This is a genomic window from Roseburia sp. AF25-13LB (genome assembly GCF_003478915.1).
Lineage (GTDB): Bacteria > Bacillota > Clostridia > Lachnospirales > Lachnospiraceae > Roseburia_C > Roseburia_C amylophila.
The window spans coordinates 39,822-66,301 of the sequence record NZ_QUFO01000005.1 but is presented as its reverse complement, the minus strand read 5'-3'; the positions used below and the strand labels follow the sequence as shown (position 1 = coordinate 66,301).

At 42.1% G+C, this 26,480-nt stretch carries 24 protein-coding genes and 1 tRNA gene; 4 read left to right on the top strand and 21 right to left on the bottom strand.

What is annotated here, in order from left to right; all coding sequences use genetic code 11:
* The first annotated feature begins 45 nt into the window (after nt 1–45).
* Entirely contained in the window at nt 46–1,368 is a 1,323-nt protein-coding gene (locus tag DWY37_RS08810; RefSeq protein ID WP_118541374.1) for a polysaccharide biosynthesis protein, read from the top strand.
* Here the strand turns inward: DWY37_RS08810 and DWY37_RS08805 are convergent.
* From DWY37_RS08805 to DWY37_RS08745, 12 genes are all read right to left on the bottom strand, one after another.
* Nucleotides 1,365–4,565: an ABC transporter permease gene (locus DWY37_RS08805; RefSeq protein WP_243092104.1), complete on the bottom strand. Its 3,201-nt coding sequence runs from the start codon at nt 4,563–4,565 to the stop codon at nt 1,365–1,367. The two genes, DWY37_RS08810 and DWY37_RS08805, sit on opposite strands and share 4 nt — an antisense overlap.
* 28 nt (nt 4,566–4,593) lie before the next feature.
* Nucleotides 4,594–5,295, bottom strand: a complete 702-nt coding sequence (locus DWY37_RS08800) for an ABC transporter ATP-binding protein (protein ID WP_118056922.1) — start codon at nt 5,293–5,295, stop codon at nt 4,594–4,596.
* Between the two features lie 775 nt (nt 5,296–6,070).
* The gene (locus DWY37_RS08790) at nt 6,071–6,469 is read right to left on the bottom strand and encodes a hypothetical protein (protein ID WP_022242417.1); all 399 of its coding nucleotides are present in this window, start codon (nt 6,467–6,469) and stop codon (nt 6,071–6,073) included.
* Nucleotides 6,470–6,486: 17 nt separating this feature from the next.
* Complete coding sequence (locus tag DWY37_RS08785) at nt 6,487–6,777, bottom strand: hypothetical protein (RefSeq protein ID WP_022242418.1); 291 nt, start codon at nt 6,775–6,777, stop codon at nt 6,487–6,489.
* 19 nt (nt 6,778–6,796) lie between these two features.
* A complete protein-coding gene (locus tag DWY37_RS08780) occupies nt 6,797–7,030 on the bottom strand; it encodes a helix-turn-helix domain-containing protein (RefSeq protein ID WP_022242419.1) in 234 nt (77 codons plus the stop codon).
* Nucleotides 7,031–7,114: 84 nt separating this feature from the next.
* Nucleotides 7,115–8,485, bottom strand: coding sequence for an MATE family efflux transporter (locus DWY37_RS08775; protein WP_118541380.1), 1,371 nt, complete (start codon nt 8,483–8,485; stop codon nt 7,115–7,117).
* 199 nt (nt 8,486–8,684) lie between these two features.
* A tRNA-Leu gene (locus DWY37_RS08770) sits at nt 8,685–8,767 on the bottom strand.
* 64 nt (nt 8,768–8,831) lie between these two features.
* Complete coding sequence (locus DWY37_RS08765; protein WP_022242696.1) at nt 8,832–10,112, bottom strand: diaminopimelate decarboxylase; 1,281 nt, start codon at nt 10,110–10,112, stop codon at nt 8,832–8,834.
* Between the two features lie 138 nt (nt 10,113–10,250).
* Nucleotides 10,251–12,224, bottom strand: a complete 1,974-nt coding sequence (locus DWY37_RS08760; protein ID WP_118541382.1) for a sensor histidine kinase — start codon at nt 12,222–12,224, stop codon at nt 10,251–10,253.
* Complete coding sequence (locus tag DWY37_RS08755; RefSeq protein WP_022242694.1) at nt 12,221–12,919, bottom strand: response regulator transcription factor; 699 nt, start codon at nt 12,917–12,919, stop codon at nt 12,221–12,223. The genes DWY37_RS08760 and DWY37_RS08755 overlap by 4 nt, the downstream gene beginning before the upstream one ends.
* Nucleotides 12,920–13,006: 87 nt before the next feature.
* Nucleotides 13,007–13,342 carry a branched-chain amino acid transporter permease gene (locus tag DWY37_RS08750; protein ID WP_118172780.1) on the bottom strand — a complete coding sequence of 112 codons (336 nt, stop codon included), beginning with the start codon at nt 13,340–13,342 and terminating at the stop codon, nt 13,007–13,009.
* Complete coding sequence (locus tag DWY37_RS08745) at nt 13,332–14,048, bottom strand: AzlC family ABC transporter permease (protein WP_117840770.1); 717 nt, start codon at nt 14,046–14,048, stop codon at nt 13,332–13,334. Before DWY37_RS08745 ends, DWY37_RS08750 begins: the two co-directional genes overlap by 11 nt.
* Before the next feature lie 161 nt (nt 14,049–14,209).
* On the opposite strand from DWY37_RS08745, the gene DWY37_RS08740 reads away from it, so the two are divergent.
* Nucleotides 14,210–14,905 carry a lytic transglycosylase domain-containing protein gene (locus tag DWY37_RS08740; RefSeq protein WP_118541384.1) on the top strand — a complete coding sequence of 232 codons (696 nt, stop codon included), beginning with the start codon at nt 14,210–14,212 and terminating at the stop codon, nt 14,903–14,905.
* Nucleotides 14,906–15,090: 185 nt separating this feature from the next.
* On the opposite strand, the gene DWY37_RS08735 is transcribed toward DWY37_RS08740, so the two are convergent.
* The 7 genes from DWY37_RS08735 to DWY37_RS08705 form a co-directional block, all read right to left on the bottom strand.
* Nucleotides 15,091–15,789 carry a 5'-methylthioadenosine/adenosylhomocysteine nucleosidase gene (locus DWY37_RS08735; protein ID WP_118544492.1) on the bottom strand — a complete coding sequence of 233 codons (699 nt, stop codon included), beginning with the start codon at nt 15,787–15,789 and terminating at the stop codon, nt 15,091–15,093.
* Nucleotides 15,790–15,879: 90 nt separating this feature from the next.
* Nucleotides 15,880–16,359 carry an S-ribosylhomocysteine lyase gene (locus DWY37_RS08730; RefSeq protein WP_117946762.1) on the bottom strand — a complete coding sequence of 160 codons (480 nt, stop codon included), beginning with the start codon at nt 16,357–16,359 and terminating at the stop codon, nt 15,880–15,882.
* A 195-nt stretch (nt 16,360–16,554) separates the two neighbouring features.
* Nucleotides 16,555–18,012 (bottom strand): glycoside hydrolase family 1 protein, encoded by a 1,458-nt coding sequence (locus DWY37_RS08725; RefSeq protein ID WP_117696764.1) that lies wholly within the window; start codon nt 18,010–18,012, stop codon nt 16,555–16,557.
* 11 nt (nt 18,013–18,023) lie between these two features.
* Complete coding sequence (locus tag DWY37_RS08720) at nt 18,024–18,875, bottom strand: MBL fold metallo-hydrolase (RefSeq protein WP_117696761.1); 852 nt, start codon at nt 18,873–18,875, stop codon at nt 18,024–18,026.
* The gene (locus DWY37_RS08715) at nt 18,875–20,275 is read right to left on the bottom strand and encodes a PTS transporter subunit EIIC (protein WP_158575682.1); all 1,401 of its coding nucleotides are present in this window, start codon (nt 20,273–20,275) and stop codon (nt 18,875–18,877) included. The genes DWY37_RS08720 and DWY37_RS08715 overlap by 1 nt, the downstream gene beginning before the upstream one ends.
* 112 nt (nt 20,276–20,387) lie before the next feature.
* Nucleotides 20,388–22,142: a BglG family transcription antiterminator gene (locus DWY37_RS08710; protein ID WP_118541388.1), complete on the bottom strand. Its 1,755-nt coding sequence runs from the start codon at nt 22,140–22,142 to the stop codon at nt 20,388–20,390.
* A gap of 6 nt (nt 22,143–22,148) precedes the next feature.
* Nucleotides 22,149–22,637: a DNA-deoxyinosine glycosylase gene (locus DWY37_RS08705; RefSeq protein WP_117696752.1), complete on the bottom strand. Its 489-nt coding sequence runs from the start codon at nt 22,635–22,637 to the stop codon at nt 22,149–22,151.
* Nucleotides 22,638–22,737: 100 nt separating this feature from the next.
* Here DWY37_RS08705 and DWY37_RS08700 point away from each other — a divergent pair, with 100 nt between their 5' ends.
* Together DWY37_RS08700 and asnA are read left to right on the top strand one after the other, a co-directional pair.
* A complete protein-coding gene (locus DWY37_RS08700) occupies nt 22,738–23,397 on the top strand; it encodes an alpha/beta fold hydrolase (RefSeq protein WP_022242683.1) in 660 nt (219 codons plus the stop codon).
* 63 nt (nt 23,398–23,460) lie between these two features.
* Nucleotides 23,461–24,471 carry an aspartate--ammonia ligase gene (asnA, locus tag DWY37_RS08695; RefSeq protein ID WP_022242682.1) on the top strand — a complete coding sequence of 337 codons (1,011 nt, stop codon included), beginning with the start codon at nt 23,461–23,463 and terminating at the stop codon, nt 24,469–24,471.
* Between the two features lie 96 nt (nt 24,472–24,567).
* Here asnA and dapB read toward each other — a convergent pair whose 3' ends face one another.
* Both dapB and dapA read right to left on the bottom strand, forming a co-directional pair.
* Nucleotides 24,568–25,329 (bottom strand): 4-hydroxy-tetrahydrodipicolinate reductase, encoded by a 762-nt coding sequence (gene dapB / locus DWY37_RS08690; RefSeq protein WP_022242681.1) that lies wholly within the window; start codon nt 25,327–25,329, stop codon nt 24,568–24,570.
* A gap of 19 nt (nt 25,330–25,348) precedes the next feature.
* The gene (dapA, locus tag DWY37_RS08685) at nt 25,349–26,239 is read right to left on the bottom strand and encodes a 4-hydroxy-tetrahydrodipicolinate synthase (RefSeq protein ID WP_117840761.1); all 891 of its coding nucleotides are present in this window, start codon (nt 26,237–26,239) and stop codon (nt 25,349–25,351) included.
* Between the last annotated feature and the right edge of the window lie 241 nt (nt 26,240–26,480).

Genomic DNA, 26,480 nt, shown 5'->3' with positions numbered 1-26,480 from the left:
TTATCATATACTTTTGACAAATCTGCTTTTTCATGGAGGCTCCAATTGAAACCGTTGAAATCCATTTCAAATCCACTGATTGCCGGTACTCTCCTGCTTACTGTGACCGGACTTTCCAGCAGAGTAATCGGTTTCTTCTATAGAATATTCCTCTCCCGCATAATTGGTGCAGAAGGTCTTGGAATTTATCAGCTTATTTTTCCGGTTTTTGCCCTCTGTATTGCCTTCAGTTCCTCAGGCATCCAGACCGCTGTCTCCCGCTTTGTTGCTGCAGCCGACCATAAAAATACCGGCATGAGTTACCTCTATGCCGGTCTGGTTCTTTCTGTGGGAATTGCACTCTCACTTACTGTTATTCTGATTTCTTATTCTGATTTTATTGCTATTCATATTTTAGATGAAGCCCGTTGTGCTCCACTCCTTGTTATTCTTTCCTACTGCCTGATTCCTGCCAGTGTCCATGCCTGTATCAATGGTTATTATTATGGGAAGAAGAAAACTCTGGTGCCATCCGTAAGCCAGCTTATGGAGCAGGTTGTCCGGGTCTTAAGTGTCTATACACTTTATCTTATCTGCCTGGAAAAAAGTTATCCCATCACGCCATCCATTGCTGTCTGGGGTATTGTCTGCGGTGAACTGGCTTCTTCACTCTTTTCCGTAAGCTGCCTTCATTTCAAAAAGTGCAGCAGGCATATAAAAAGAATTTTTAAGGAACTTTCCCTCTTTGCGCTGCCCCTTACCACCAATCATGTAGCATATCACTTATTTTCCAGTATCGAAGCCATTCTGATTCCCATCTGCTTAAAAAAATATGGCTACAGCAATCAGGATGCCTTGAGCGTCTTCGGCATTTTTACCGGAATGGCAATGCCAATGATTCTTTTTCCCAATGTCCTTGTAAATTCTGTCTCGGTGCTGCTGATGCCTGCTATTTCAGAAGCCTATGCAAGAAAGGATTTTCACTTAATCCGCCTTACTATTAAAAAAACGGTGTTTTATTGTCTGCTTCTTGGCTTTTCCTGTACCTTCGGTTTTCTTCTGACCGGAAAATGGATTGGACAATTCATTTTCCAGAACACATTAGCCGGCAGTTTCATACTCATATTAAGCTGGATCTGCCCTTTCCTCTATCTGTCCACCACCCTTACTTCCGTTCTTCACGGTCTAGGGAAACCGGGGCGTGCGTTCTACATTAATATGAGCGGCTGCACTTTACGCATTTTCTTTATCTATGCACTGATTCCAACATATGGCATCCGCTGCTACCTCTATGGCATGCTTGCAGGCGAACTGCTGACTACTTTTTTATCCTTTCTTGCGCTCCTTCGGTTTACCAGAAAAAAATCGCAAAAAAACAGTCTGCTTTAGTCTATTGATTTTAAGGATTCTGCCATGTTGATACGTTCTAATTTGCCTGTCATCATACAGTTTACAATCCATGCAAAGCCCATCGTCAGCAAAACACTAAAGAGATAACTTACTGCATTAATCTGTACATTAAAGGATACCATATCAATCTGTATCTCACCCATTACAAAACGATGGAACCATTTTCCTAAAATCAGTCCCAGTCCGCAGCCGATAGCAGTTAAGACCATATTCTCCCGAAACACATAAGATGCCGTTTCCTTTGGATAGAAGCCTAATACTTTAATGGTAGCTATCTCCCTCACCCGTTCCGTAATATTGATATTATTAAGATTATATAATACGATAAATGCCAGTGCTCCGGCACAGATAATAATGATAATGACAATATAATTCATACAGGACATCATCTGTGAAATCCGGCTTAACATATCGGAATTAACGGTTACTGCCGTCACACCATCTGCTTTCATCAGTGCCGCACTCACTTCATGAATATCTGACGCATCCGGCAGTCTCACATACACATTTTTAAATACCACATCCCCAATCTGTTTTTCATAGGATTCCGGTGCAATGTATACATAATTATAAATATGATTCTCACAGATTCCGGTGACTTTTAAGTGCATCTCATTGTTGTCACTGTCACGCAGCAGAATCGTATCGCCTTTTTTGACTGCATAGGTTTCTGCTACTTTCTTTGAAAGTACTGCTTCTCCTTCTTTTGGATAAGCAATCGGCTCCTGTTTCTTTGTATGCAGTGAAATAAAGTCTCCTACTTCATCCGGATTTTCCACTGCCACCATATGAATCGACTTAGTTCCTTTATCTGTCACCAGGTCAATGGTCTTTTCCATGGCATACATGCCTGCTGCATTTTCCTTTTCCAATACAGAATCTAAAGATTTAAGACCGGTCTCTCCCGGCATCTTTCCATCTTTTAATGTAACTCCGATGTCGTAAAGCTGGATTTCTTCATACTGCTGGTCTGCCACTGCCACTACAGAATCCCTTACACCAAAGCCCATCACCAACAATGCCGTACAGCCGCTGATTCCGATTACCATCATAAAGAAACGCTTCTTATAGCGGACAATATTTCTTACGGATACCTTCTGCAAGAATTTAAGTCTCTTCCAGATAAATGGTACATGCTCTAAGAATACACGTTTTCCGGCTTTTGGTGCTTTCGGCCGCATCAAATCTGCCGCCACTTCTTTTAACTCTTTATGGCAGGACAGCCAGGTCGTCCCAACGGAGCAAAGTACTGCAACGGTAAGTGAAACCAGTGCCAGCGGCAGGTCAGACACATAATAAATCCCACCCATTTTATAGACAATTCCATAGGCGGTTATGATGACTAACGGGAAGAAATGGATTCCCAGCACATAGCCGATTAACGTTCCGCTGATGGCTGCAGAGCCGGAATAGAAAAGATATTTTCCCATTATCTTTCCTTCACTAAAACCCAGTGCCTTTAATACTCCAATCTGTGTCCGCTGTTCTTCTACCATACGATTCATGGTCGTCATGCAGATTAACGCTGCCACCAGAAAGAAGAATACAGGAAATACATTGGCAATTCCTTTTACTACACCGGAATCATTTTTCAGGCACACATAACCCACATTGGTATTCCGGTCCAGTACATAAGTCTCTGGTTTCTCGATTTCATCTATCTTACTCTGTGCATCTGCTATCTGGTCATCCGCATCCTGCATCTGCTCATCAAATTCACTCTGATTCTCCTGATACTGCAATAAGCCGTCTGCCAGCTCTGTTTCTGCAGCCTCAAGCTGATCTTCTTTTTCTTCTATCTGTTCTTTTGCTGCCGCAAGCTGCTTCTCCCCATCCGTAAGCTCTGCCTCGGCAGCTGCCAGTGCATTTTTTCCATCTTCTATCTGCTGCTTTGCGGCTGCCAGCTGGCTTTCCGCAGAAGAAAGCTGACCTGCGGCTGCTTCTAATTCCGCATTCTTTGCATTTAATTCTGCTTCTGCACCGGCAACCTCCGTTAAACCAGCTTCAATCTGTGCCAGCATCTCTTCATAGCCCGGAGTATTTTCCGTCAACTGTGCTTTTGCAGCCTCAAGGCTGTTTCTCTGATCTGTCACCTGCTGCTTTGCTGCCAAATAAGCATTCAATCCCTGCTCATACTCTGCCTTTTTTGCTGCCAGTGCACTTTCCTGCCCGGAAATCTGCTGCGATGCGCTCTCTAATTCTGCCGCCTTAGAAGACAATGCATCCTTCCCGGACTGCAACTCCGATGCTTTAGCAGAAAGCTCGGTCTTTGCAGAAGCAATCTGATTTTTTCCATCGGAGATCTCTGTTTCTCCATCCGTAAGCTGCTGCTTTGCCGATTCTAATTCCACTTCCGCTTCTGCCCGCTTTTCCTCTAACTCTTCCTTCTTCTCATCCAGTTCGTCCTGTGCGTCTTTTACAATCTTTTCATAACGGATATCTGCCTGTTCCTTTGTATAGGCCTCCCAGTCTGCTTCCTTTGCGTCCATATAGGAATCATACTCATCGGAATAGATGTCATAATCTTCATCAAATTTAATATAGATTTCTGTGTCATAATCTACTGCAAATCCATCTTTTAATATATAGGCAAATCCGCTGATTCTGCCATTTCCAATGGATGTATTGCCACGTTCAAACTGGATATAGCACGGTGACTGTACCAGTCCGGTAATCGTATATTCTTTGTATGCAAATTTATCTAAATCATCTGTTGTATTATTTTCCGAAAGAACCAGCTTGCTTCCAATGGCATCTTCTGAAAAAAGTGCGGAATCTACCACACATTCATCAGCGGACTGCGGCATTTCTCCGGCAATCAGCTTCAGTTTATTGACCTTCTCTGTGATGGAATGCATCTTGATAACGCGCTCATTTTCTCCGGCATCCTTATAAAGAACCTCTGCCGATATGGCACCCTCTGCCGCCCGGACATCTTCTTTTTCTGCCAGTGCTTCTACATTTTCTTCTGTAAAGCCAAGTGTGGATACCAGACGATAATCATAGAATTGCAAATCCTTTAAATAGACATCCGCAGAATGCACCATGACCGACTGGGTAATCTTAAGGCCGGAAAAAAATGCAACACCCAGTGCAATAATGGCAAGGATAGCAAAATATCTTCCAAAGCTTTTCTTTATCTCACGAAATGTATTTCTCTTCATCATGGATTTCATATTTCAAACCCTTTCTTTTCCACATGGACTACCATTCAATCTCATCGACATCCACGATATGTTCATTTTTCTCTATCTTTTGAATGGTTCCGCTCTTTACGGTAATGACACGGTCTGCCATTGCAGTCAGTGCCTGATTATGTGTAATTACAATGACGGTTTTGCCCTGTTTTCTGCAGGTGTTCTGCAGCAGTTTTAAAACGGCTTTTCCGGTATTATAATCCAGTGCGCCTGTCGGTTCATCACAAAGCAGCACCTTCGGATTCTTTGCCAGTGCTCTCGCAATTGCCACTCTCTGCTGTTCTCCACCGGATAGCTGTGCCGGGAAATTGGCTTTCCGTTCACTTAAGCCCACCTCTTCTAAAACTGTTGCTGCATCTAACGGTTCCTTGCAAATCTGTGCTGCAAGTTCAACATTTTCCAATGCTGTAAGATTCTGCACCAGATTATAAAACTGGAATACAAATCCCACATCATATCTCCGGTAACTGGTAAGCTGCCGCTTATTATATGCTGAGACTTCTTCTCCATCCAGATATACTTTTCCGGTGGTCAGATAATCCATTCCTCCCAATATATTTAATATTGTTGTCTTTCCTGCTCCGGACGCTCCTACGATAACGCAGAATTCTCCCTTTTCTATTTCAAAATTCACATCATGTAATGCTTCTATCGTAACTTCTCCGGTTTTATATACTTTACTTACATTCTGAAAGGATACAAATGCCATTTGATAGCTTCCTCCTTTTATTCTGGTTATTCAGGTGATTGTGCAAACGGGATAGCGAACTTTGTTCCAATTATATTACGCTGATGCGCAGGGGATTATCTTCCGCTATGAAATGCCATGGTTCTAAAATACGTGTTTTCCTTGTTGTTATAAAAACCGTCTTTCCAATGTTTGTCAGAAGAGCTACACGGTTCGTCGAAATACAGATGCCTGATAAGGGCTGTTTAGGGACACTTGGAATTTCGTCTGGCAACAGGCAACGCTGGTGCACGGATGCACCAGCGAGGCACAACTGAACAAGGATGTGAATTTGTGCCGGTTGCCAGATGCGATTACATATAATATCGAAATTCCCAGTGTCCCTTGCAGGCATTATGTGGCATCTGCCTTCGACGGACAGTGCAGCTATTCCGCCAAAGCAACCGGAAAGACAGTTTACAAACAAGAAAAACACGCATTCTAAGAACGATTGGCATTTCATATCGAATAAAGATAATCCCTCTGTGCATCCCGTAATATTTTCAGGACAAAATCTATCCCCTTCACAATCACCTGTTACCTGCTTATTGTAATGGTAGCACAATCTTTTCACTTTTTGAAATTAAATTTTTCTAAAGTCAGGAAGTACGCTTTCCAAATTACACCTACAAAACCTGCCACCAGCATTTTCTTATGAATGCCTGACAACGAAAAAATCCACTTTCTTAGAATCACAGTCAGAATCTGCTATTCTAAAAAAGTGGATTATACATTCAAATATCCGAAAAATTTTTTCTTATAACAACGGAGCTATCACTGCATCAAACATACAATTTAAACTTTCTTCATATATCTCCTGATACGTGCGGTGAAAAGTCTCAGTAATTGCCATTGCCTGCTTTGGTACTTCTTCGTAAAGTCCAAATGCCGCCTCATATACTTCCGGATTCTTATCGTAAAATGCTTCTGTCATGGCATTTTCAAATTCAAATCGTGCGCCCTTGGAAAGATGCTCTTTAAAATCCTCTTTCCGTACATTTTTCACATAATCATCCTGAAATATATTTAATCCTTCTGCCTTGACTAATTCCTCTAAGCCTTCTTTTACATCTTCGTAAGTCATGGTCTTGAAATTCTCTACAAAGAATTTGTCAAAGGTCTCCTTATCCGGAAACTGCTTTGTTAAGCTCTCCATCTCTTTTTCCTCCTGTCTTATACCGCATGCAAAATCATGCGTTCCCGATATACCACTTCCATATGGTCTAATACTCTTCTCGCCCGCTGATACTGGTTATAATGTGTGCTGATAACGCAGACTTCCTTCGCCCCATTATAAGCAACTCTCTTATAAAATGGAACTCTCACCCAGTTCTGTGTAAACGGAATCTCATGGCTTACCAGTGTCCGCATCATCTGACTGCTGACTCTGGCATTGGTAGTTCTGCATAATTCCACATCCCGGTCAATATTTTTCCCCATGGTCTTCGGTTTGTTCTTCTTCATAATAATACCCTGTCTCCTTCTATTTGTCCATAATCTGAATCTCTACGGTCTTCCCCAGACAGCCTGCTACCTTCACCAGAAAATCCAGACTTGGATTATATCTTCCGCTCTCCAATCTGGAAATATTGGATTTCTTCGTGCCTGCCCGCTCTGCAAGCACTTCCTGGGTAATATGCTGTTCCTTGCGCACCGCCTTCAACTGACGCACCACATCCGAACGCGTCGACTGCTCCCTGCTCTTATTCTTCTCCATTTCTCACCTCAACAACTGTCTCTATGTTATCATATATGATAACTTATTGTCAACGAAAAAGAGCCTCAAAAGGCTCTTTTTGAACTATTCTTCTATCTGACGCAGCACCTTGCGGAACTGGAAATAGAACAGTACAGACGTAAAGCTTACCGCCAGCACATCCGCTACCGGCTCTGCCATATAAACTGCCATTGCCTGATTGCCGGTAAAAATGTGTGGCATAATATAAATAAGCGGCAGTAATAATACGAATTTACGCATGACCGCTACAATAATAGAAGATACTGCTTTTCCCAGTGATGTAAATGCCATCTGACACGCCATCTGGATTCCGAATATCATAATTGCCATAAGATAAATCCGGAGTGCATTTCCAGTATACGCAATCAGTGCCGCATCTGAGGTAAACATGGCTGCAAATGCTCTTGGAAATGCCATCACCAGTGCCCACAAAACAAAGGAAAATCCAACATCAATTTTCAATAATAAGAAATAGGCTTCTTTTACCCTGTCTGCTCTTTTGGCTCCATAATTATAGCTGATAATCGGCTGCGCTCCCTGACCCAATCCCTGTAACGGAAGTAGTGCAAACTGCATGACACTGGTTAATATGGTCATGGCTCCTACTGCCATATCTCCGCCATATCGTAATAACGAAGAATTAAAGCAGACCGAAATCACACTCTCGCTTGCCTGCATAATAAACATTGCTGTTCCAAGTGCAATACTCGGCCAAACAATATTTGCCTGCAAAACCATATTTTTTCCTTTCAGGCGAAGATGCGTTTTCTTTCCGCATAAAAAAGCCAGCACCCAGATACAGGAACATGCCTGGGAAAGAACCGTTGCCAGCGCTGCTCCTTTTACACCCATTCCAAATCCAAAGATAAATACCGGATCCAGCACAATGTTAATCACTGCACCAATCAGTACCGACAGCATACTGGTTCTGGCAAATCCCTGCGCTGTAATAAATGCATTCATCCCCAGGGTCAACTGCACAAAAATCGTTCCTATAGCATAAATATTCATATAATCAGCAGCAAAAGAAATCGTATTTTCGCTGGCTCCAAATGCCAGAAGAAAGCCTCTGTTTCCAGCCAGCAGAAATGCAGTCAGTATCAGCGATACAATAATCTGGGTGCAAAAACAGTTCCCCAGCGTTTTTTCCGCCTTGTCCTTCTCTCCTTTTCCCATAAATATGGTTGCCCGTGGAGCACCACCATTGCTAATCAGTGCTGCAAACGCAGATACTACCATAATAAGCGGCATGCATACACCGACTCCGGTCAGTGCCATTGCACCATCCCCCGGAATATGGCCGATGTACATACGGTCTACTATGTTATACATCATATTAATCAACTGGGCTGCAACGGTAGGCAATGCCAGCTTTAATAACAGCTTTCCTACCAGTTCTGTTTCTAAAAATGTTCTGTCATTGGTCTGTTCCATGTAATTCTCCTTACCTTCTACTCGCGTAACTACGGGAAACACGCTTAGCGAGTTTCTCGAGTTATCGCGGTGCTCGCCAAATCTGAACAGAAAAGAAGTTCGCCAAAGCGAGCTTGGCTCCTTCTTTTCTCCCAGATTTTTCTCGCTACTCGCGTAAAAAAAGAACCGACCAGTAGTCGATTCTTTTCCAAAATTTTAATGCCGGCAGCGGGACTTGAACCCGCACGTGGTTGCCCACAACAGATTTTGAGTCTGCCTCGTCTGCCATTCCGACACGCCGGCATTTATTCGGTTCAGTCGAACCGAACAAATGAAAGTTTATCATATTTTCTAATAGATTGCAAGTTTATTTTTCCGGGTCTTTCATATTTTTCAAAATATCAAAGCAGTCAAATGTTGCAAAATAATCCTTCGGTGTCTCTGCACGACGGATAAGCTGTACGGAACCATCTTCCTTCAGAAGTAACTCAGCGGATTTTAATTTACCATTGTAGTTATAACCCATGGAATAACCATGTGCTCCGGTATCATGAATTACCAGATAATCGCCCATGTCAATCTTCGGCAGCATACGGTCCACGGCAAATTTATCATTGTTCTCACAAAGAGAACCGGTTACATCATATTTGTGGTCGCATACGCTGTTATCCTTGCCCAGCACGGTAATGTGATGATATGCACCATACATTGCAGGACGCATCAGGTTTACCGCACAGGCATCCACACCAATGTATTCCTTGTGTGTATGTTTCTCATGAATTGCCTGCGTCACAAGGCATCCATAAGGTGCTAACATAAAACGGCCCATCTCAGTATAGATAGCTACATCACCCATACCTGCCGGAACTAAAATTTCATCATAAACCTTGTGTACGCCTTCGCCGATAACACGGATGTCGTTTGGTTCCTGGTCTGGTGTATAGTTCACACCAACTCCACCGGAAAGGTTGATAAAGCTGATATGGCAGCCTACTTCTTCTTTTAATTTAACAGCTACTTCAAAAAGCTGTTTTGCAAGCATCGGATAATATTCGTTGGTTACGGTATTGCTTGCTAAGAATGCATGAATACCAAAATTCTTTGCACCTTTTTCTTTTAAAATCTTAAAGCCTTCAAATAACTGCTCTGTTGTAAATCCGTATTTTGCATCTCCCGGGTTATCCATGATACCGTTGCTCATTTTGAACACTCCGCCCGGATTATATCTGCAGCTGATGGTCTCTGGAATCTTACCGATTGTCTTCTCTAAGAAGTCGATATGGGTAAAGTCATCCAGGTTGATGATTGCGCCAATCTTGTCTGCAAATTTATATTCATATGCAGGGGTATCATTGGAAGAAAACATAATATGCTTTCCGTCAAATCCCTGGGAATCAGCTAACATCAGCTCTGTCTGGGATGCACAGTCGCAGCCGCAGTCATACTCTTTTAAAATATTTAAGATAAATGGGTTCGGGGTTGCCTTGACTGCAAAATACTCACGAAATCCCGGATTCCATGCAAACGCCTCTTTTACTGCCTTTGCATTTTCACGGATGCCTTTTTCATCATAAAGGTGAAACGGTGTCGGATATGTTTTTACAATTTCTTCAATCTGTTCTTTTGTCACAAATGGTTCTTTCTTCATAATAGTTAGTCTCCTTCTCGCCTGCAGGCTTCCCGCCGCAGACCTCTTGCCTCAGCTAAGTAGTATTCTAAAATTCCCATTGTGACTTGTCAACCCGTCATTATCATTTTTATATTGTATCTTAAGACTTTTTCTCAATTATGATTCATTTCCCACATGATGTGGAAATGTCAGCGTCACTTTAAAGAAATCCCCATCGATAAGCAGCCCGAACGTTCCATTCATAAGTTCTGTCAGGCTCCGTGCGATAGATAATCCAAGTCCGCTTCCTTCCGTATTTCTTGAGCTGTCTCCCCGGACAAAGCGTTCCTGTAATTCCTCTCCGCTCATATGCAAAGGATTCTTAGAAACATTACGGAATATGATGGAAACATTTTTCTCATCCTGCTCCAGGTCAAGATATACTCTGGTTCCCGGCTGTGCATATTTATAAATATTGCTCAGCAGATTATCAAAAACTCTCCACAGATGTCTTCCATCTGCCAGAACAACAAGCTCTTCCTGCGGATGATGAATCACCAGTTCCAGATTCTTTTGTTCCAGCCGTTCTTCATATTCGCCTGCTGCCTGTGTCAGCAATACCTCCGGTACACATTTCTCCCAGTTCACCTTCAGCACTCCGGATAAAGCTTTGGATGCCTCAATCAGATCTTCAATCAATTTCTTCAGGCGGGCAGACTGTCGTGTCAGCACTTCTAAGTATTCCTGCACCTTCGGATTTTCCACATCCTCTTTGGTCAGCAAATCCACATAATTAATAATAGAAGTAAGCGGTGTTTTAATGTCATGGGATACATTGGTAATCAGCTCTGTTTTAAAATGCTCGCTCTTCATCCGCTCATCCAGTGCTGTCTGCATTCCGCTTCCAATCTGATTCAGATGCTCTGCATAATTTTTAAATTCTCCACGCATATGGCTGGTGTCCATCTGATAATCATAGTCACCCTCTGCAATCTTCTCACCACCCTGCTTCAACTGATTGAGATTTGCCAGTATGATGCAGAATATCAGGAAAAGTGCTGCCTTTTCTACCAGAAATACCAGAAAAATCCACTCCCAGTTGTAACTGTCTTCCAGCATCAGAACACCGATAAATTCTATGAAAGTAATGCCCAGTGCAATCACTACACCTTTATAAATAAACGGCATATGCTTTTTAATATAAGACAATGCCTGTTTCAGCCATTTTACAAACCGGCATAACAGCGTGTTGCTCCACAGCGTCTTTGTCTTATGCCTTACTGAGCAGCTCATGAGAAATACTAAAAGCAGGGTTGCTGTCAATACTGCCAGTATCACAATGGCAGCAAAGGAGCCTATGTTCGTTCCGTAAAATCCCCATATGTTTCCAAAAAATCCTGCCACACAGGCTGCAACAATATAAAGCATCAGTCCATAGAGTTCCAGCGGAATCTTATCGATAAAACTTCTCTGTATTCTGCCCTCTTCATCCTTCTTTCCGGCAGTCCGTACCAGCGTAACCAGTAAAATAACTGCTCCAATTGTACTTCCTGCAAGTACCGCAAAGATTGCATAGCGGGTCTTATAAGCAAAATCAATATATTTCATTTTAAAATACAAATCATCATGATAAGTCAAATCCCCCAGCGGGAAGAATGCCACTGCATAAATATCACCTCTTGAAAGATTTGCATCCTGTTCTTCTACTTCCGTAAATATCTGCTCCGGACTGTTTAAAACATCTATGGAAATTCCCGGATAGCAATAACTGTCATAATTTCCCACGATTGCCATGTATTCCGGAATGACGCTTCCCAGATTTCCGTTTTCTATGGTACAGATTCGTTCCACGGAAGTATCTACACTCTTTTTAAATACATAAAAATTAAAGTTCGTCTCATCAGCCAGGCTGTATGCACAAGACCGCGCATCCTCTGTATCATAATTTACAAAGTCTGAAAAAATTTCTGCTGCCAGATAGGAACCAATCTGCTCCTGAAAGTCTGCCGCTGTTTCCTCCTGGCTGTTTCGATAGATCTGGCTGTCTATCATTTCCAGCGTAAATACTGCAGATAAAAATGCAATTGAAGTCAGTAAAATAAATGCAATGACTGCGCTTGCTCTTCTGATGCCTCTTTTTTTCTTTTTCATGGTGTGTTTCCTCTTTCCATCTTATAGCCCTGTCCCCACACCACTTTTAAATATCGTGGATTTGCAGGGTCATACTCTAATTTTTCCCGAAGATGGCGAATATGCACTGCCACTGTACTTTCTGAGCCAAACGGCGCATCTTTCCATACTTTGCGATAGATATCCTTTGGAGAAAATACAACTCCGGGCTGTTCCATAAACAGTTTCAAAATATCATACTCTGTAGGGGTAAGACTCACCGCATCTCCGTCCAGCGTCACAACCTTGGCACTGTCATCTAATTCAATGCCACCGATGGCAAGATTCTTCTTTGTCATGTTTCCACCTCCCAGCTGCATATAACGGCGCAGCTGGGATTTTACTCTTGCCTGGACCTCCACCGGATTAAATGGCTTGGTAATATAATCATCTGCTCCCACCATAAGTCCTAAAACCTTATCGTTGTCTTCACTTTTTGCAGTCAGGAAAATCACAGGGACATTGCTGTTCTCACGAATCTTCACCATGGTCTGGATGCCGTCCATTTCCGGCATCATAATATCCATGAGCACAAGATGTATCTCTGTTTTCTGCATCATTTCAATTGCTTCCCGACCGTTATAAGCCTCGTAAATTCCATAGCCATCCGATGCAAGATAGATTTTTAACGCGGACACGATATCCGGTTCATCATCACATATCAATATGTTATACATTTTCTTTTCCCCTTTCCAAGTACACCATTATTGTATCGAATGAACCTTTAAGAACCAAGGCACCAAGTCTTTAAGATTTCTTTAACATCACGCAAATACTGTCTGTATCAACACCATATAAAGCACGGTTCCCACACCGATGCTCAGTAAATTATTTCTTTTCCACACATGTAAAACAACTACTACGAAAATTGCAATAAATTCCGGCAGACCAAAGGGAAACTTCACTACATTTACTGCCTTTAAGCAGTAAATAACAAGCATTCCCACAACTGCAGGCGGCAGCACTTTTCCAAGATATTTTACGATTTCCGGAATTTCTTTTTTCCCGCTGAATAATACAAACGGAATTGCCCTTGTTGTAAATACAACCAATCCGCAAACCACAATAATTAATAATGACCGTTCCACACTAATCGGCATTTTCCACTACCTCCTTTTCTTCCATCACCTTACGACCGGATAACAGAATTATCATAATACAAATCATGGATGGCAGAATGAAATTATCACTGCCAAAGATAAGCAGGCAGATAAGAGATGCTGCAATTCCGGTCAGCGCCGGCAAATGATTCCTGCTGGTCAGCCACTGCTCCACAAAAATTACGACAAACAATGCTGTCATAGCAAAATCAATACCCGTTGTGTCAAACGGAATCAGCGTTCCGGCAATGGCTCCGATGGCAGAACCAATAATCCAGTAAAGCTGGTCTAACAACGCAATGGAAAACAGGAATTTGTGCTCATCCACGCCCTCCGGCACTTTTGTAATAAAGAATAAGGAATAGGTCTCATCTGTCAGGGAAAAAATCATATATAATTTCTTTTTTCCCATATCACGGAATTTTTCTATTAAAGACAGTCCATAAAAGACATGCCGGATATTTACCATAAATTCTAAGAATATAATCTGCAGGAAGCTGACTCCCGGTGCAAAGAAATTAACAGCCAGATACTGTCCGCTTCCGGCGTACACCAAGATACTCATCAGGATTGCCCAAAGAAAATTGTAGCCTTTTTCCTGATACATCACACCAAATGCAATTCCTATAAAAAGATAACCTGTCAATACCGGTATCGTATACGGAAATGCTGCTTTCACTGCTTTGACATAGCCATTTTGTTTCATTCAGTAATCCTTCTTTCTAATTCGCCCTTTCTACATCAAACACAATAACTCTACAATATGAGACTTCAAAAAACAAGTTTTTTATGCTATACTAGAATAAATTGTAATTTTAATACACAGCCTGGAATTCGCATCTTAATGAGAAAGAAGAATTTCAGATTATGAAAGGAGTTCTATTCATGCAGATTGATCCGATTACCGCTGCGCTTGGAAGTACCGCTGCTTCCACAACCTCTGTAAACGGTGTAAATAATTTTGAATCCTATTTAAATAATGCAGGCAACAATTCCCTTGCATCTATCTTTCAAAAAGCCTCCGATACCTATGGTGTCTCTGTTTCTCTTCTGACCGCCATGGCAAAGCAGGAATCCAATTTTCAGGCAAATGCCACTTCCAAATCAGGAGCCATGGGCATCATGCAGCTAATGCCTTCCACTGCTTCTTATTTTGGCTGTACCGACCCTTATGACCCGGAACAGAATATTATGGCAGGTGCCAAATATATCAGCGAGCTTTTAAATAAATACAACGGAGATACCTCCCTTGCTCTTGCCGCCTACAATGCAGGCAGCGGCAACGTAGCAAAATACGGTGGAATTCCTCCATTTAAAGAAACCCAGAATTATGTAGCCAAAATCACCGGCTATATGCAGGAGGGTGTCACTCTTCCGGACGGAACATCCGTTGCTGCAAGTGCAAACAGCAATGCTGCCTACAATGCAGGCACTGTAGATAATTCCCTTTTTGTTGACCAGTGGGATTCCCTTGAGCAGAATGCCCTGCAGGATATTCTTGACCGCTTCTTTAATTATGATGACTATTTACGGTTTTTGAATATGTTTATGAAATTTATGTAAGATGACTGCAAAAATGCAACCCGGATATTTGTTGCTTCCTAAAAAGCATAGTTTTAGGGGCATTACAAATATCCGGGTTGTATTTTTTTGCGGATTCCTGGAGGAGCCGGGAATTTTGGCTTCGCTGACTCTCGTCATGGTAAAAGGCTGGCATTTCTGCGTTTTTTTACCCAATTCAAAGATTCCTACAGCTCCTTCATCATTTCCTGTACTAACTTTGCACAATGCTCTGCTGCTTTCTTTTCAAAAGTTGGATAATCCTCCTGTGCAGAGCCATCTGCTTTATCTGAAATTGCACGAATGACTACATATGGGATGTTATTTAAAGTTGCTGCCTGCGCGATGGAAGCTCCCTCCATTTCCGTGCAGTCCGGATGAAATTCTGCAATCAATGCATCCTTTATCTCTTTGCTGGAAATAAACTGGTCTCCACTTACTACGCGGCCTTCTGTTACATGAATATCCGGATTTACTTTTTTACATACCTCTACAGCAGTCTTACACAACTTTTCATCTGCCACAAAAGCAAGCTGCTCTAATCCCGGAATCTGTCCTTTTGCATAGCCTAATGGTGTCACATCCATGTCATGCTGAATAGCATCCTTAGATACTAAAATATCTCCGATATCCAATGCAGGATTCAAAGAGCCTGCTACACCGGTATTGATAATATGTGTTACATCATATAAATCTGCAAGGATCTGCACACACATTGCTGCATTTACTTTTCCTACACCGCACTGTACCACTACTACCGGCATTCCTTTTAAATTACCCTCATGAAATTCCATGCCGGCTTTTTTTGTAATCTGGTCTGTATCCATATTTTTCTTTAATGTTGCTACTTCTAATTCCATAGCTCCGATAATTCCGATTTTACTCATGCTTTCTTTCCTCTTTCTGCTGATTTCCTACTTATGCATTACGCAATACATTTTTCATATCTGCTTTAAAACAAATTTTCCAAACATCCTCTACGCCGGATAATTCAGGTGTGCATCATCAATATGATAGAGCACATTATTTAAATAGCGGTCTGCCAGATAGTTTGCCATACCAAGGTTCATATCAAGATAGTTGCCGCAGTCTTTTGGACTTGCGCCCGGTACCTCACCTTTAAAGTCACGGATGAATTCAAACATGCGAATCATCAGTGGCACGATATCTTTGGATGTATAGTCTCCCGCCAGCAATAAATAAAAGCCTGTCCGGCAGCCCATTGGTCCAAAGTATACGGTCTTGCTGGCATACTCTGCGTCATTTCTTAAAAAGGTTGCGCCAAGATGCTCTATGGTATGCACCTCTGCGGTATTCATAACCGGTTCATCATTTGGTGATGTCATTCTTAAATCAAAGGTTGTTACTGTACTGTCTCCTACTGCATCCTTTCTTGATACATAGACACCCGGCTGCAGTTTTATATGGTCGATTGTAAAGCTTGCTATTTTCTCCATGTGTTTCTTCCTTCTTTCTCTTTTTTCAGAGTAAATTTATCATGCATTTTCTTTTGTGTCAAATATTACAGCTGCAGTGTGCATCCCCGCGGAGCGTTTTTTACTTTACAGGAAAGCAATTTCCTGTAAAGTAAAAAAGTAAGATGCATACCCGATACCTGCTGTACGCATCTTACTCTTTATCTCCGCCATCCTTTATGCGGTAATATTTTTTCCGTTTTCCTGAATGCACTTTGCATACCAGTAATAGCTGTCTTTTGGGATTCGCTTAAAATCTCCGCTGCCATCATCATGTCTGTCCACATAAATGAGTCCGTAACGCTTCTTCATTTCGCCGGTTCCGGCACTGACAAGATCCATGGCTGACCAGATGGTATAGCCGAACAGGTCTACACCGTCCTCGATTGCCTCGCCCATTGCTGCGATATGGTCATTGAGATAGGAAATACGGTAATCATCGTGAATGCTTCCATCTGCATCGACTTCATCCGGTGCACCAAATCCATTTTCCACCACCATCATTGGAAGATGATAGCGGTCCCACAGCTCATTTAATGTATAGCGCAGTCCCTTCGGGTCTATCTGCCAGCCCCATTCACTAGCGGTCAGATACGGATTCTTGGCTCCCTCTAAAAGATTTCCATCGGTCTGCTCTGCTGCATCATCTATCGTGGCACAGTTTGTCATATAATAGCTGAAGGTATAGAAGTCCACGCAGCCGGCTTTTAAAATTCCATCATCCTCCGGCTCCTTCTGAATCGTAATTTGATGTTCTTTAAAATAACGGTTCATATAGGACGGATAACTGCCGAACACGGCTACATCTCCGGCAAATTTATTTAATAGCCGGTCTTTGTGCTGGCACTCTAACATATCTTCCGGCCGGCAGGTCAGCGGATACTGCGTAATGTGTCCAATCATACAGCCCACTTTTATTTCCGGACTGATTTTCCTTGCTTCTATCACCGTTTTCGCTCCGGCAACAAACTGGTGATGTAATGCCTGGAATCTTACTTTTTCGTCTACGGTCATGGATTTAAGAGAAATGAATGCTTCCCCGCCGAGATATTTCCCATCAATCAGCCCCAGCGACTTATAAGCACCCATTGGCATTACGCCAAAGTTAATCTCGTTAAATAAAAGCCAGTAATGTACCTCTTCTTTAAAATAATTCATTACACAACAGGCATAACGAACAAAATCATCAATTACTTCCCGGTTTGCAAAACCGCCCCTTTCTTTTGCCAGATACCACGGCATTTCAAAGTGGCTTAATGTCACCACCGGCTCTATGCCAAAGGATTTGCACAGAGTAAAAATATTCTTATAAAAGGAAAGTCCTTCCTGATTTGGCTCCTCTTCGCATCCGGTTGGAAAAATTCTTGCCCAACTGATACTCATGCGATAACATTTGCAGCCCATCTCCGCCAAAAGGCGGATATCTTCCTCATAATGATGATAATGGTCTACCGCATCATGGCTCGGATAGAATGCTCCTTCTTCCATGGTACTGCGAAACATCCGTGGTCTTCCGATTCCGCCACCTTTTATATTGTCCTGTATGGTAAGTCCTTTTCCTCCTTCTAAATATCCTCCTTCGCACTGGTTCGCAGCAGTGGCCACGCCCCATAAGAAATTTTCTTTAAATTCCACTTACACTCCCCCTATCGCTCTATTTTCCTTCCGAGGAATTCACCCAGCCGCTCATCAGAATATATAAGATTTACAGTCTGATAAAAATGCTGATAGCCGTCTCCTGCAAAGGAATGGAATGGTGCATCCTTTTTATAATTCTCCTGCAGTTCCCATTCGAAACAGTCTATCAAATCTGTCAGATAATTTTTCTGAATCGGAATAATGTCATGTGCCGGATAAATTTTATAATCCTCTGTTACTTTTAATGCCAGCTCCTTCAAGCTGTGAAGTGTACTCCGGAAGGGAGCCTGCACATCATTTCCCTGAAAATGCCAGATGTTGTGTGCAGATATCTGGTCTCCGGAAAAGAGCCATTTTTTCTCCTCTTCCAGAAGCATAATATGTCCATAGCTATGTCCCGGCGTATGTAATACCGTAAATTCAATATCTCCCAGCGAAATCTTGTCTCCATGACAGAGAAAATGAGGTTTCGTCTTACTGCTGATTCTCCACTCTGGGAACTCTTCCGGTATCAGTTCTTTTGTCCAGGGCATTTTATTTACCCTGTAATCCATTGCTTTTTTACGCATCTCTGTAGTGTCATTCCAAAGAAGCTTTCCCCAGTCCAGCGGATGTATCCACACTTCATCAAACCATTTGCTTCCAAGACCATGATCCGGGTCACCGTGGCTTAACACCAGCATAACCGGCAAATCTGTAATTGTACGAACCAGTGGCATGATATTTTCATAGCCATAACCAATGTCAAAGAGCATTGCCTTATCACTTCCTATAACAAGATAACAATGCACACTCTCTGTCTCCGTAATCACATAAAGCTGATCCGATATTTTTTCCACTACATTCAGACTTTTTTCCATTAAGCTGCTTCCTCTCCATAAATGCTGTCATCAAATCCTAACACCCAGGTTGATACAAAGCTTACTACAATGGTAATTGCTGCTGCAGCAATTGCAAAATAGAAGTTACTCATCGTTCCATCCGGATTTAAGAAAATCGGCATTGTAAAGAAGGATGGAGCACCGAAGCTGTATACTCTTACGCTGAAGATTGCACAGAAGATTGCGTTTACGATACATGCAATCCAGGTAGCAATCAAAGGTTTCTTCATTCGTACACAGATTCCATAAAGGGTAGGCTCTGTAACTCCTGCCAGGAATGCTGTAATTGCACAGGAAGATGCCAGTGTACGAAGGTTTTTATTTTTAGTTTTTAACATACAAGCTAATGCTACACCGAACTGTGAGAAGTTCATTCCGATAAATGCAACGAATAACATATTATCATATCCTGCTGTTGCAAACATGGACATTACAAGCGGAATCAATGCAAGATGCATTCCGGTTAATACTAAAAGTGGTGCAAGACAGCCAACAATTAATACAGAAGACCAAGGTGCTACATTATTGATTGCGGTCAGTGCTTTGCATAAAAGGTCTCCACAATAGCTTCCGATTGGTCCGGTAATACATAACATAACTGGAATCATGATAATAACAGACAGTAACGGTTTAAATACAAATTTAACTGCTGCTGGAACAATTTTAACTACCAGCTTCTCTACATAGCTGAAGATCCAGATAGTTAAAATAATCGGAATTACGGTAGAGCTGTAATTTACTGTTTTCACCGGCAGTCCGAAAAGTGATACAAAGCTTCCCTGCTCCGTTAATCCAATCAATGTCGGACTAATCATAATTGCACCAAGGAAAACACTGGTCATAATATCACAGCCGAATTTCTTGGCAGAAGTATATGCCAGTAATACCGGCAGGAAATATAATGCTGCATTTCCAACCATGCTGATGATGGTATAGGTTGTGCCTTCTGTACTCAGTCCGCACTTGGTTAAAATAATCAGTAATGCTGAAATCAATCCACTACACATAATCAGTGGAATTGCCGGTCCTAAAATGGCAGAAAGCACATTGAGAATTTTTGATACAATTCCATTTTTCTCCGGTGCTGCATCTGCTTTTTCAACCTTCTTGCCATCACTGCTGTTTTCAATCTTATGCTTTGCTACAATTGCAGCATAAGCGGATGCTACATCATTTCCAATGATAACCTGAACACCGCCAACACTTTCTACTACGCCCATGACATCCGGCAGCTTCTTGATTCCTTCCAGGTCTGCCTTAGACATATCTGCAAGCTGAAAACGAAGTCTTGTAGCACAGTGAAACAGCTTGGTAATATTTTGTTTTCCTCCCAGCCGGGTAATAATTTCATCTCCCAGCTTCTCATAATTTTTTTCCATAAAGATTCTCCTTTCATAAATGACCCTCATTTATTTTGTTAAGCTTATTATACCGTGCTTTTATGTTTCAGGAAATTTATACTTTTGCGCCACTAATAGCGAAATCCTCTGCCTAGCTCTGTCCACCTAACAGCTCTTTTACATAGTCAAAGAATTCTATCATATCCCCTTCTCCGCCATAATGTGCTGCAATAACTTCTGTAATCTGCTTACCGCCATAAGAAAATGGCTTTTTAAGATAAATACGATAAATCTTATTTCTTCCATCCTGCTCATGGTCAATCATAGAAAGACGGCTGCTTCCGATGGTCTCCTCCGACACCTTCTGTTCCGGATATCCATAGCCGATTCTTTTCTTTAAATCTTCAAAGTCTGCCACTTCTTCTATCAGATACAGACTGTCCTTTGTGCCATATTTTTTCCGGAGCTTTTCTTCCGTTTCCTTCCAGTAGTTATTTTCAAGCTTATCAACATTTCTCCCCAGCCGCATAATCTGCTCATTGTCTGCAAAAAGGTCGAGATAAGTAAAGGAAGCATCCTTTAATACCAGCTCCTTTTCCGATGTAATCCGAAGCTGGTAATTCCGGCAATACCGTTCTTTTCTCTGTTCAAATAAATATTCCGGGATAACTGTTATTTCACTGATTCGCTCCCCTAAGAAGCTTTTTAATTTATTCTGTACATTATAAATGCTGCTGGCACTCTGGTCACTGATAAATAAAATATCCGGCTTTCTTCTGTTACGTTCAATGGCTGATGCAAAATAAAGCACCAGATAGCCCATTTCCGCATCCGGAATCTCTGTATTTAAAACAGGACTTAAACAGGTTCTTAAAAGATGCATTTCCAGCGGATACCGCTTCGCCATTTCTTTGGTATGATTTCCGATATTATTACGACCGTTCTGAATCCGGAGTTCCATTCTTGACACATGGTCTGATAAAACCTCTAAAAGATCCCGCTCCACCTGCAATTTAAGTCCGGTTTCCTCCTGCACCCGCTGGATAAATACTTCTAATTTCTGCAGCATATCCAGTTGAATGTCCGTCTCCTTACAGACCATATTCAATTCCTTTAACCGTGCCTCTACATTCTGCATTTCCATTTCCGGAAAATGATATCCGCAGACTTTCTCTATCTCTTCCACCAGCTCCATTGCCAGTCTGCCCGGACGGTTGATGCTGTCCTCTCCTTCTGTTACTGGAAATCCCATCTGGCTTCGCATCATGCAGACCGCAAGATAACGTGCAAAATCATGATAGGCTTCTCCCGATACGATAAACTGGTTTCTGGTAAATACTTCTGCCAGAACAGCCTGTAACTTTTTCTGATTTTCTGCAAACTGCTCCATCTCTTCTTCCGAAAACAACATATGATAATCCTGTCTGCTCTGCATGGTCTTCATGCACATGATTCTCTTTACATTCTCCGATGCCTGAATCTTAAGTCCATATTGTCCGGATACCAAAAGATCTGCCCCCGGCGTGCGGCTTATAATCCGCTTTACCTGCGGCAGGTCAGAAGTTACAGATGACCGGGAAAGGAATAATCGCTCAGAAATCGTTCCAATACTGGTATACTCCTTTTCAAACAGCAGCAAAGTAATAATCTGCTTGGAATGCACATAGTTCTCCTGTCCGCAACTTTTCTGTTCCTGCTCTAATGCAATCTTATTTTTCAAAAGATACCCCAGCCGGTTATTAGACTGTATCAGAGGCTCTCCTGACTGTTTCTCATTGATTGCCTTAATATCCATCTGCAGTGTCCTGCTGCTCACCCCGATATTTTCCCGCAGAAGGGAACCACTCATCCAGCCATCTGCACTTTTTAAGACCGCTATAATCTTTAACTGTCTGTCTGTATACATTTCATCCTATCTCCTGATTTTCTTCCATTCTTCTATCAGCCGCTCCAGACTCCATGCAGCATTGGCAGGACTGGTGGACGGCAGCTTGCAGATTTCTGCCTTATCCTTACAGGAACAGTATTTCATAAATAATTCGTAGGCTTTTGCGCCATTTAGGAAAACAGCCTCGATGGGAGCCTCCGTTAACAGCCGTTCAATATCATTCGCCACAACATTTGTTATGCTGCTGTCTGAAGATCCTGCTATGTCGCAGGATGCAATAACATCCCAGATAGCAATATGATTTTCAAGAAGAAATGCCTTCTTTTCTTCTATCGTCTCTGGGACCTCACAGCCGCATACTGCCGCCGTTACTTTCCAGAAGCGGTTTCTCGGATGGCCGTAGTAAAACCGGTTCTCTCTCGACTTGACCGACGGGAACGTGCCTAAGATTAATACTCTGGATTTTTTATCGTATACCGGGGCAAAAGTATGCATAACATGTTCTGTCTCCATCTTGTTTTCTCCTTTATAAAATGCTACACTAAAAAAGTTGAATTACCTTTACTATAAAATAGAATGACAAAATAATCAATTTTAAAGGACGATAATCATTATGTATATTCAATTAAATGGTCAGATTCTCTATTATGAAAAATATGGCGAAGGGCAGCCTTTCCTGCTAGTGCATGGAAATGGCGAAACCCACGAAATTTTTGATGTACTGATTCCGGAGCTTGCCGAACATTATACCGTTTATGCCATCGATTCCAGAGGTCACGGTCTTTCTGCTTCTCCAAAAGAACTTCATTACATGGATATGGCAGACGACATGGCAGCTTTTATTGATGCCTTAGAATTAAAGGCCCCTCTCTTTTATGGCTTCAGTGACGGCGGTATCGTCGGACTTCTCTTAGCTTCGAAATACCCGGATAAGCTCTCCAAGCTTATGATCAGCGGTGCAAACCTGACGCCAAAGGACATCAAAGGAAGAGACTACCGCCGCATCCGCAGGGAATGCAAAAAGAATCCGAATCCTTTTTCCACAATGATGCTCAATGAGCCAGATATCCAGCCGGTGGACTTACATAAAATCAAGATTCCAACCCTTGTCTTAGCCGGCGAAAAAGATTTAATCAAGAAAAAGGTTACAAAAAAGATTGCAGAAAATATTGAGCATGCCACTCTGGTTATTGTTCCGGGAGAAGGTCATGGAAGTTATATTGAACACAGTGATAAATTATATCCGCTTCTGTACTCTTTTTTAAACAAATAATCCATTGCAAACTCGAATTGCTGTGCTATAATAATTGCAGACTAAAATGAAAAAGGAGCTATTATGGAACATCTGATTATACCAAAAAATTATCAGTCTCAACTTAACCTGCATGATACACAGATTGCGATTAAAACAGTGAAAGATTTCTTCCAGAATCTGCTTTCCCTGCGTTTAAACCTTTCCCGTGTTTCAGCACCACTTTTCGTTGACCCTGATTCCGGATTAAATGATAACTTAAATGGTGTGGAGCGTCCGGTTACGTTCACCATCAAAGAACAGAATGAGCGTAAAGCAGAAGTTGTTCACTCTCTTGCTAAATGGAAACGTTATGCCTTAAAGCATTATGATTTCAAAGAGGGCGAAGGTCTTTACACCGATATGAATGCTATCCGCCGCGATGAAATCGCAGATAATATCCACTCTATCTTCGTAGACCAGTGGGACTGGGAAAAAGTCATTGCAAAGAAAGACCGCAGCATGGAAACTTTAAAAGATACTGTCCGTACTGTATACAAATGTCTTCGTAAAACAGAAAAATATATGGCTATCCAGTACGATTATATTGAAGAGATTCTTCCGCATGATATCTTCTTCATTACCACTCAGGAATTAGAGGATATGTTCCCTGAAAATACTCCAAAGGAGCGTGAATATTACATAACCAAGGCAAAGGGTGCTGTCTGCATCTTACAGATTGGTGATGTCTTAGAATCCGGCGAGCGTCATGACGGACGTGCCCCGGACTACGATGACTGGTCTTTAAATGCCGACATCTTAGTATACTATCCTGTCCTTGATATTGCACTGGAATTATCTTCCATGGGAATCCGTGTAGACAAGGCTGCACTGCTCTCACAGCTTGATAAAGCAGGCTGCCCGGAACGTGCTAAGCTTCCTTTCCAGAAAGCAATCATTGATGGCAAACTTCCATATACCATCGGTGGAGGAATCGGACAGTCCCGTATCTGTATGTTCTTCCTTCGTAAGGCCCATATCGGAGAAGTCCAGTCTTCTCTCTGGCCGGAAGACATGTGCAAGGCTGCAGCAGATGCAGGTATCCAGTTATTGTAAAACGAACTATGCGTAAATATTAAATCCCCGGTATCATATCTTTTTCGGATATGATACCGGGGATTTCTTATTTTGTAATTATATGCGTGCCCAACTCTACTCTGCACGGATTACATCATGCATATCATACATTCCGGCAGGTTTTCCCTTTAAGAACTTTGCTGCTTCTACAGCTCCTTTCCCAAAGATTGCCTTAGAATATGCCGTATGCTTAAATTCAATCACTTCATCAGTTCCTGCAAAGATTACTTCATGTTCACCAACAATGCTTCCTCCACGGACTGCCTGAATACCGATTTCTTTTGCATCTCTCTTCTTCCGCTCACTGCTCCTGTCTAATTTATAGGAATAGGTATTGTCCATAGCTTCGTTCATGGCATCTGCTAATGCAAGAGCAGTTCCACTCGGCGCATCCAGCTTCTGGTTATGATGTTTCTCTACGATTTCCACATCAAAGCCGGCAGGTGCAAGCTTCTTTATAGCAGTCTGCAATAAATCCATTAAGGTATTGATTCCAAGTGACATATTGGCAGATTTTAAAATTGCAGTCTCTTTGCTGGTCTCAGTAACTTTCGCCAGCTGGTCTTCGGATAAACCGGTGGTGCAAAGTACCAGCGGAAGCTTCTTCTCGCCACAGTAATTTAACAGTTCATCTACTGCCTTCGCATTTGAAAAATCAATCACAACATCTGCTGCAATCTGGCATTCCCGGATGGTCTTATATACCGGATAATCATTTTTCTTTTCATCATAGGTATCAATTCCGGCTACAATTTTCACATCTTCGTCCTGCGCAATCAGGCCGGTTATTACCTGACCCATTTTTCCATTACAGCCATGCATGATTACTTTTGTCATCTCTATCATCTCCAGTTTCTTATACTAATTTTAATCCATATGTACGCATTGCCTGAATCAGTCTCTCCTTATTGGCTGGCTCCATCTCGCAAAGCGGGGAACGAAGCGGTCCGACGTTCTTGCCCATAAGATTTAATGCTTCTTTTACCGGAATCGGGTTTACTTCACAGAATAATGCATCAATCAATGGAAGGGCTTCTCTCTGTAACTGATTTGCTGTTGCAAGGTCGCCTTTGAAGAAGCTTTCACACATATTATGCACTTTTGCCGGAGCAAGGTTTGCCCATACGGAAATTACTCCGATTCCGCCAATGGACATAAGTGGTACAACCAGTCCGTCTTCTCCGGAATATAAATCAAGCTTTCCATCGGTTAAGTACATGGTCTTAGATGCCTGTGCAAGGTTACCGGTTGCTTCTTTTAATCCAACAATATTTTCCTGGGTGCGGAATAATTCTGCAACTGTCTCCGGCAGAAGGTTACATCCGGTTCTTCCCGGTACATTATACATAATAATCGGAAGTCTTGTTTCCTGTGCAATCTTAGAATAATGTCCGATTAAACCTTTCTGTGTTGCCTTATTATAATATGGAGTTACGATAAGTGCTCCGTCTGCTCCTGCTTCTTCTGCTTCTTGGGTCAACTGGATTGCTGTCTCCGTTGAGTTAGAACCGGTTCCTGCTACTACTGGAACTCTGTGTTTTGCAAATTCTACTGCTGCACAGATTACTTTGTGATGTTCTTCCATGGATAAGGTAGAACTCTCTCCTGTTGTTCCTGCAATTACGATACAGTCTGTACCTTCAGAAATCTGTTCTTCAATTAATTCTGCTAATTTGTCATAGTTAACTTCTTCATTTGCTTTCATCGGGGTTACAATTGCAACTCCGGAACCTTTGTAAATAGACATGTTCTTTTTCCTCCACTTTATAAGTATCTTATTTATTGTATGAAGATATCGTTTGTTTTGCTTTTATTACCAGCATAAAAAGAATGTGCCTTGGCACATTCCCGCGCCTGCGGCGGTCGCTTGCGGCATCTACCTTATACGCCGCAGTACGCATCCTCGCGGAGCGTTTTTTACTTTACAGGAAAGCAATTTCCTGTAAAGTAAAAAAACCGGCTCACAGGGAGCCGGTTGATATTCCACT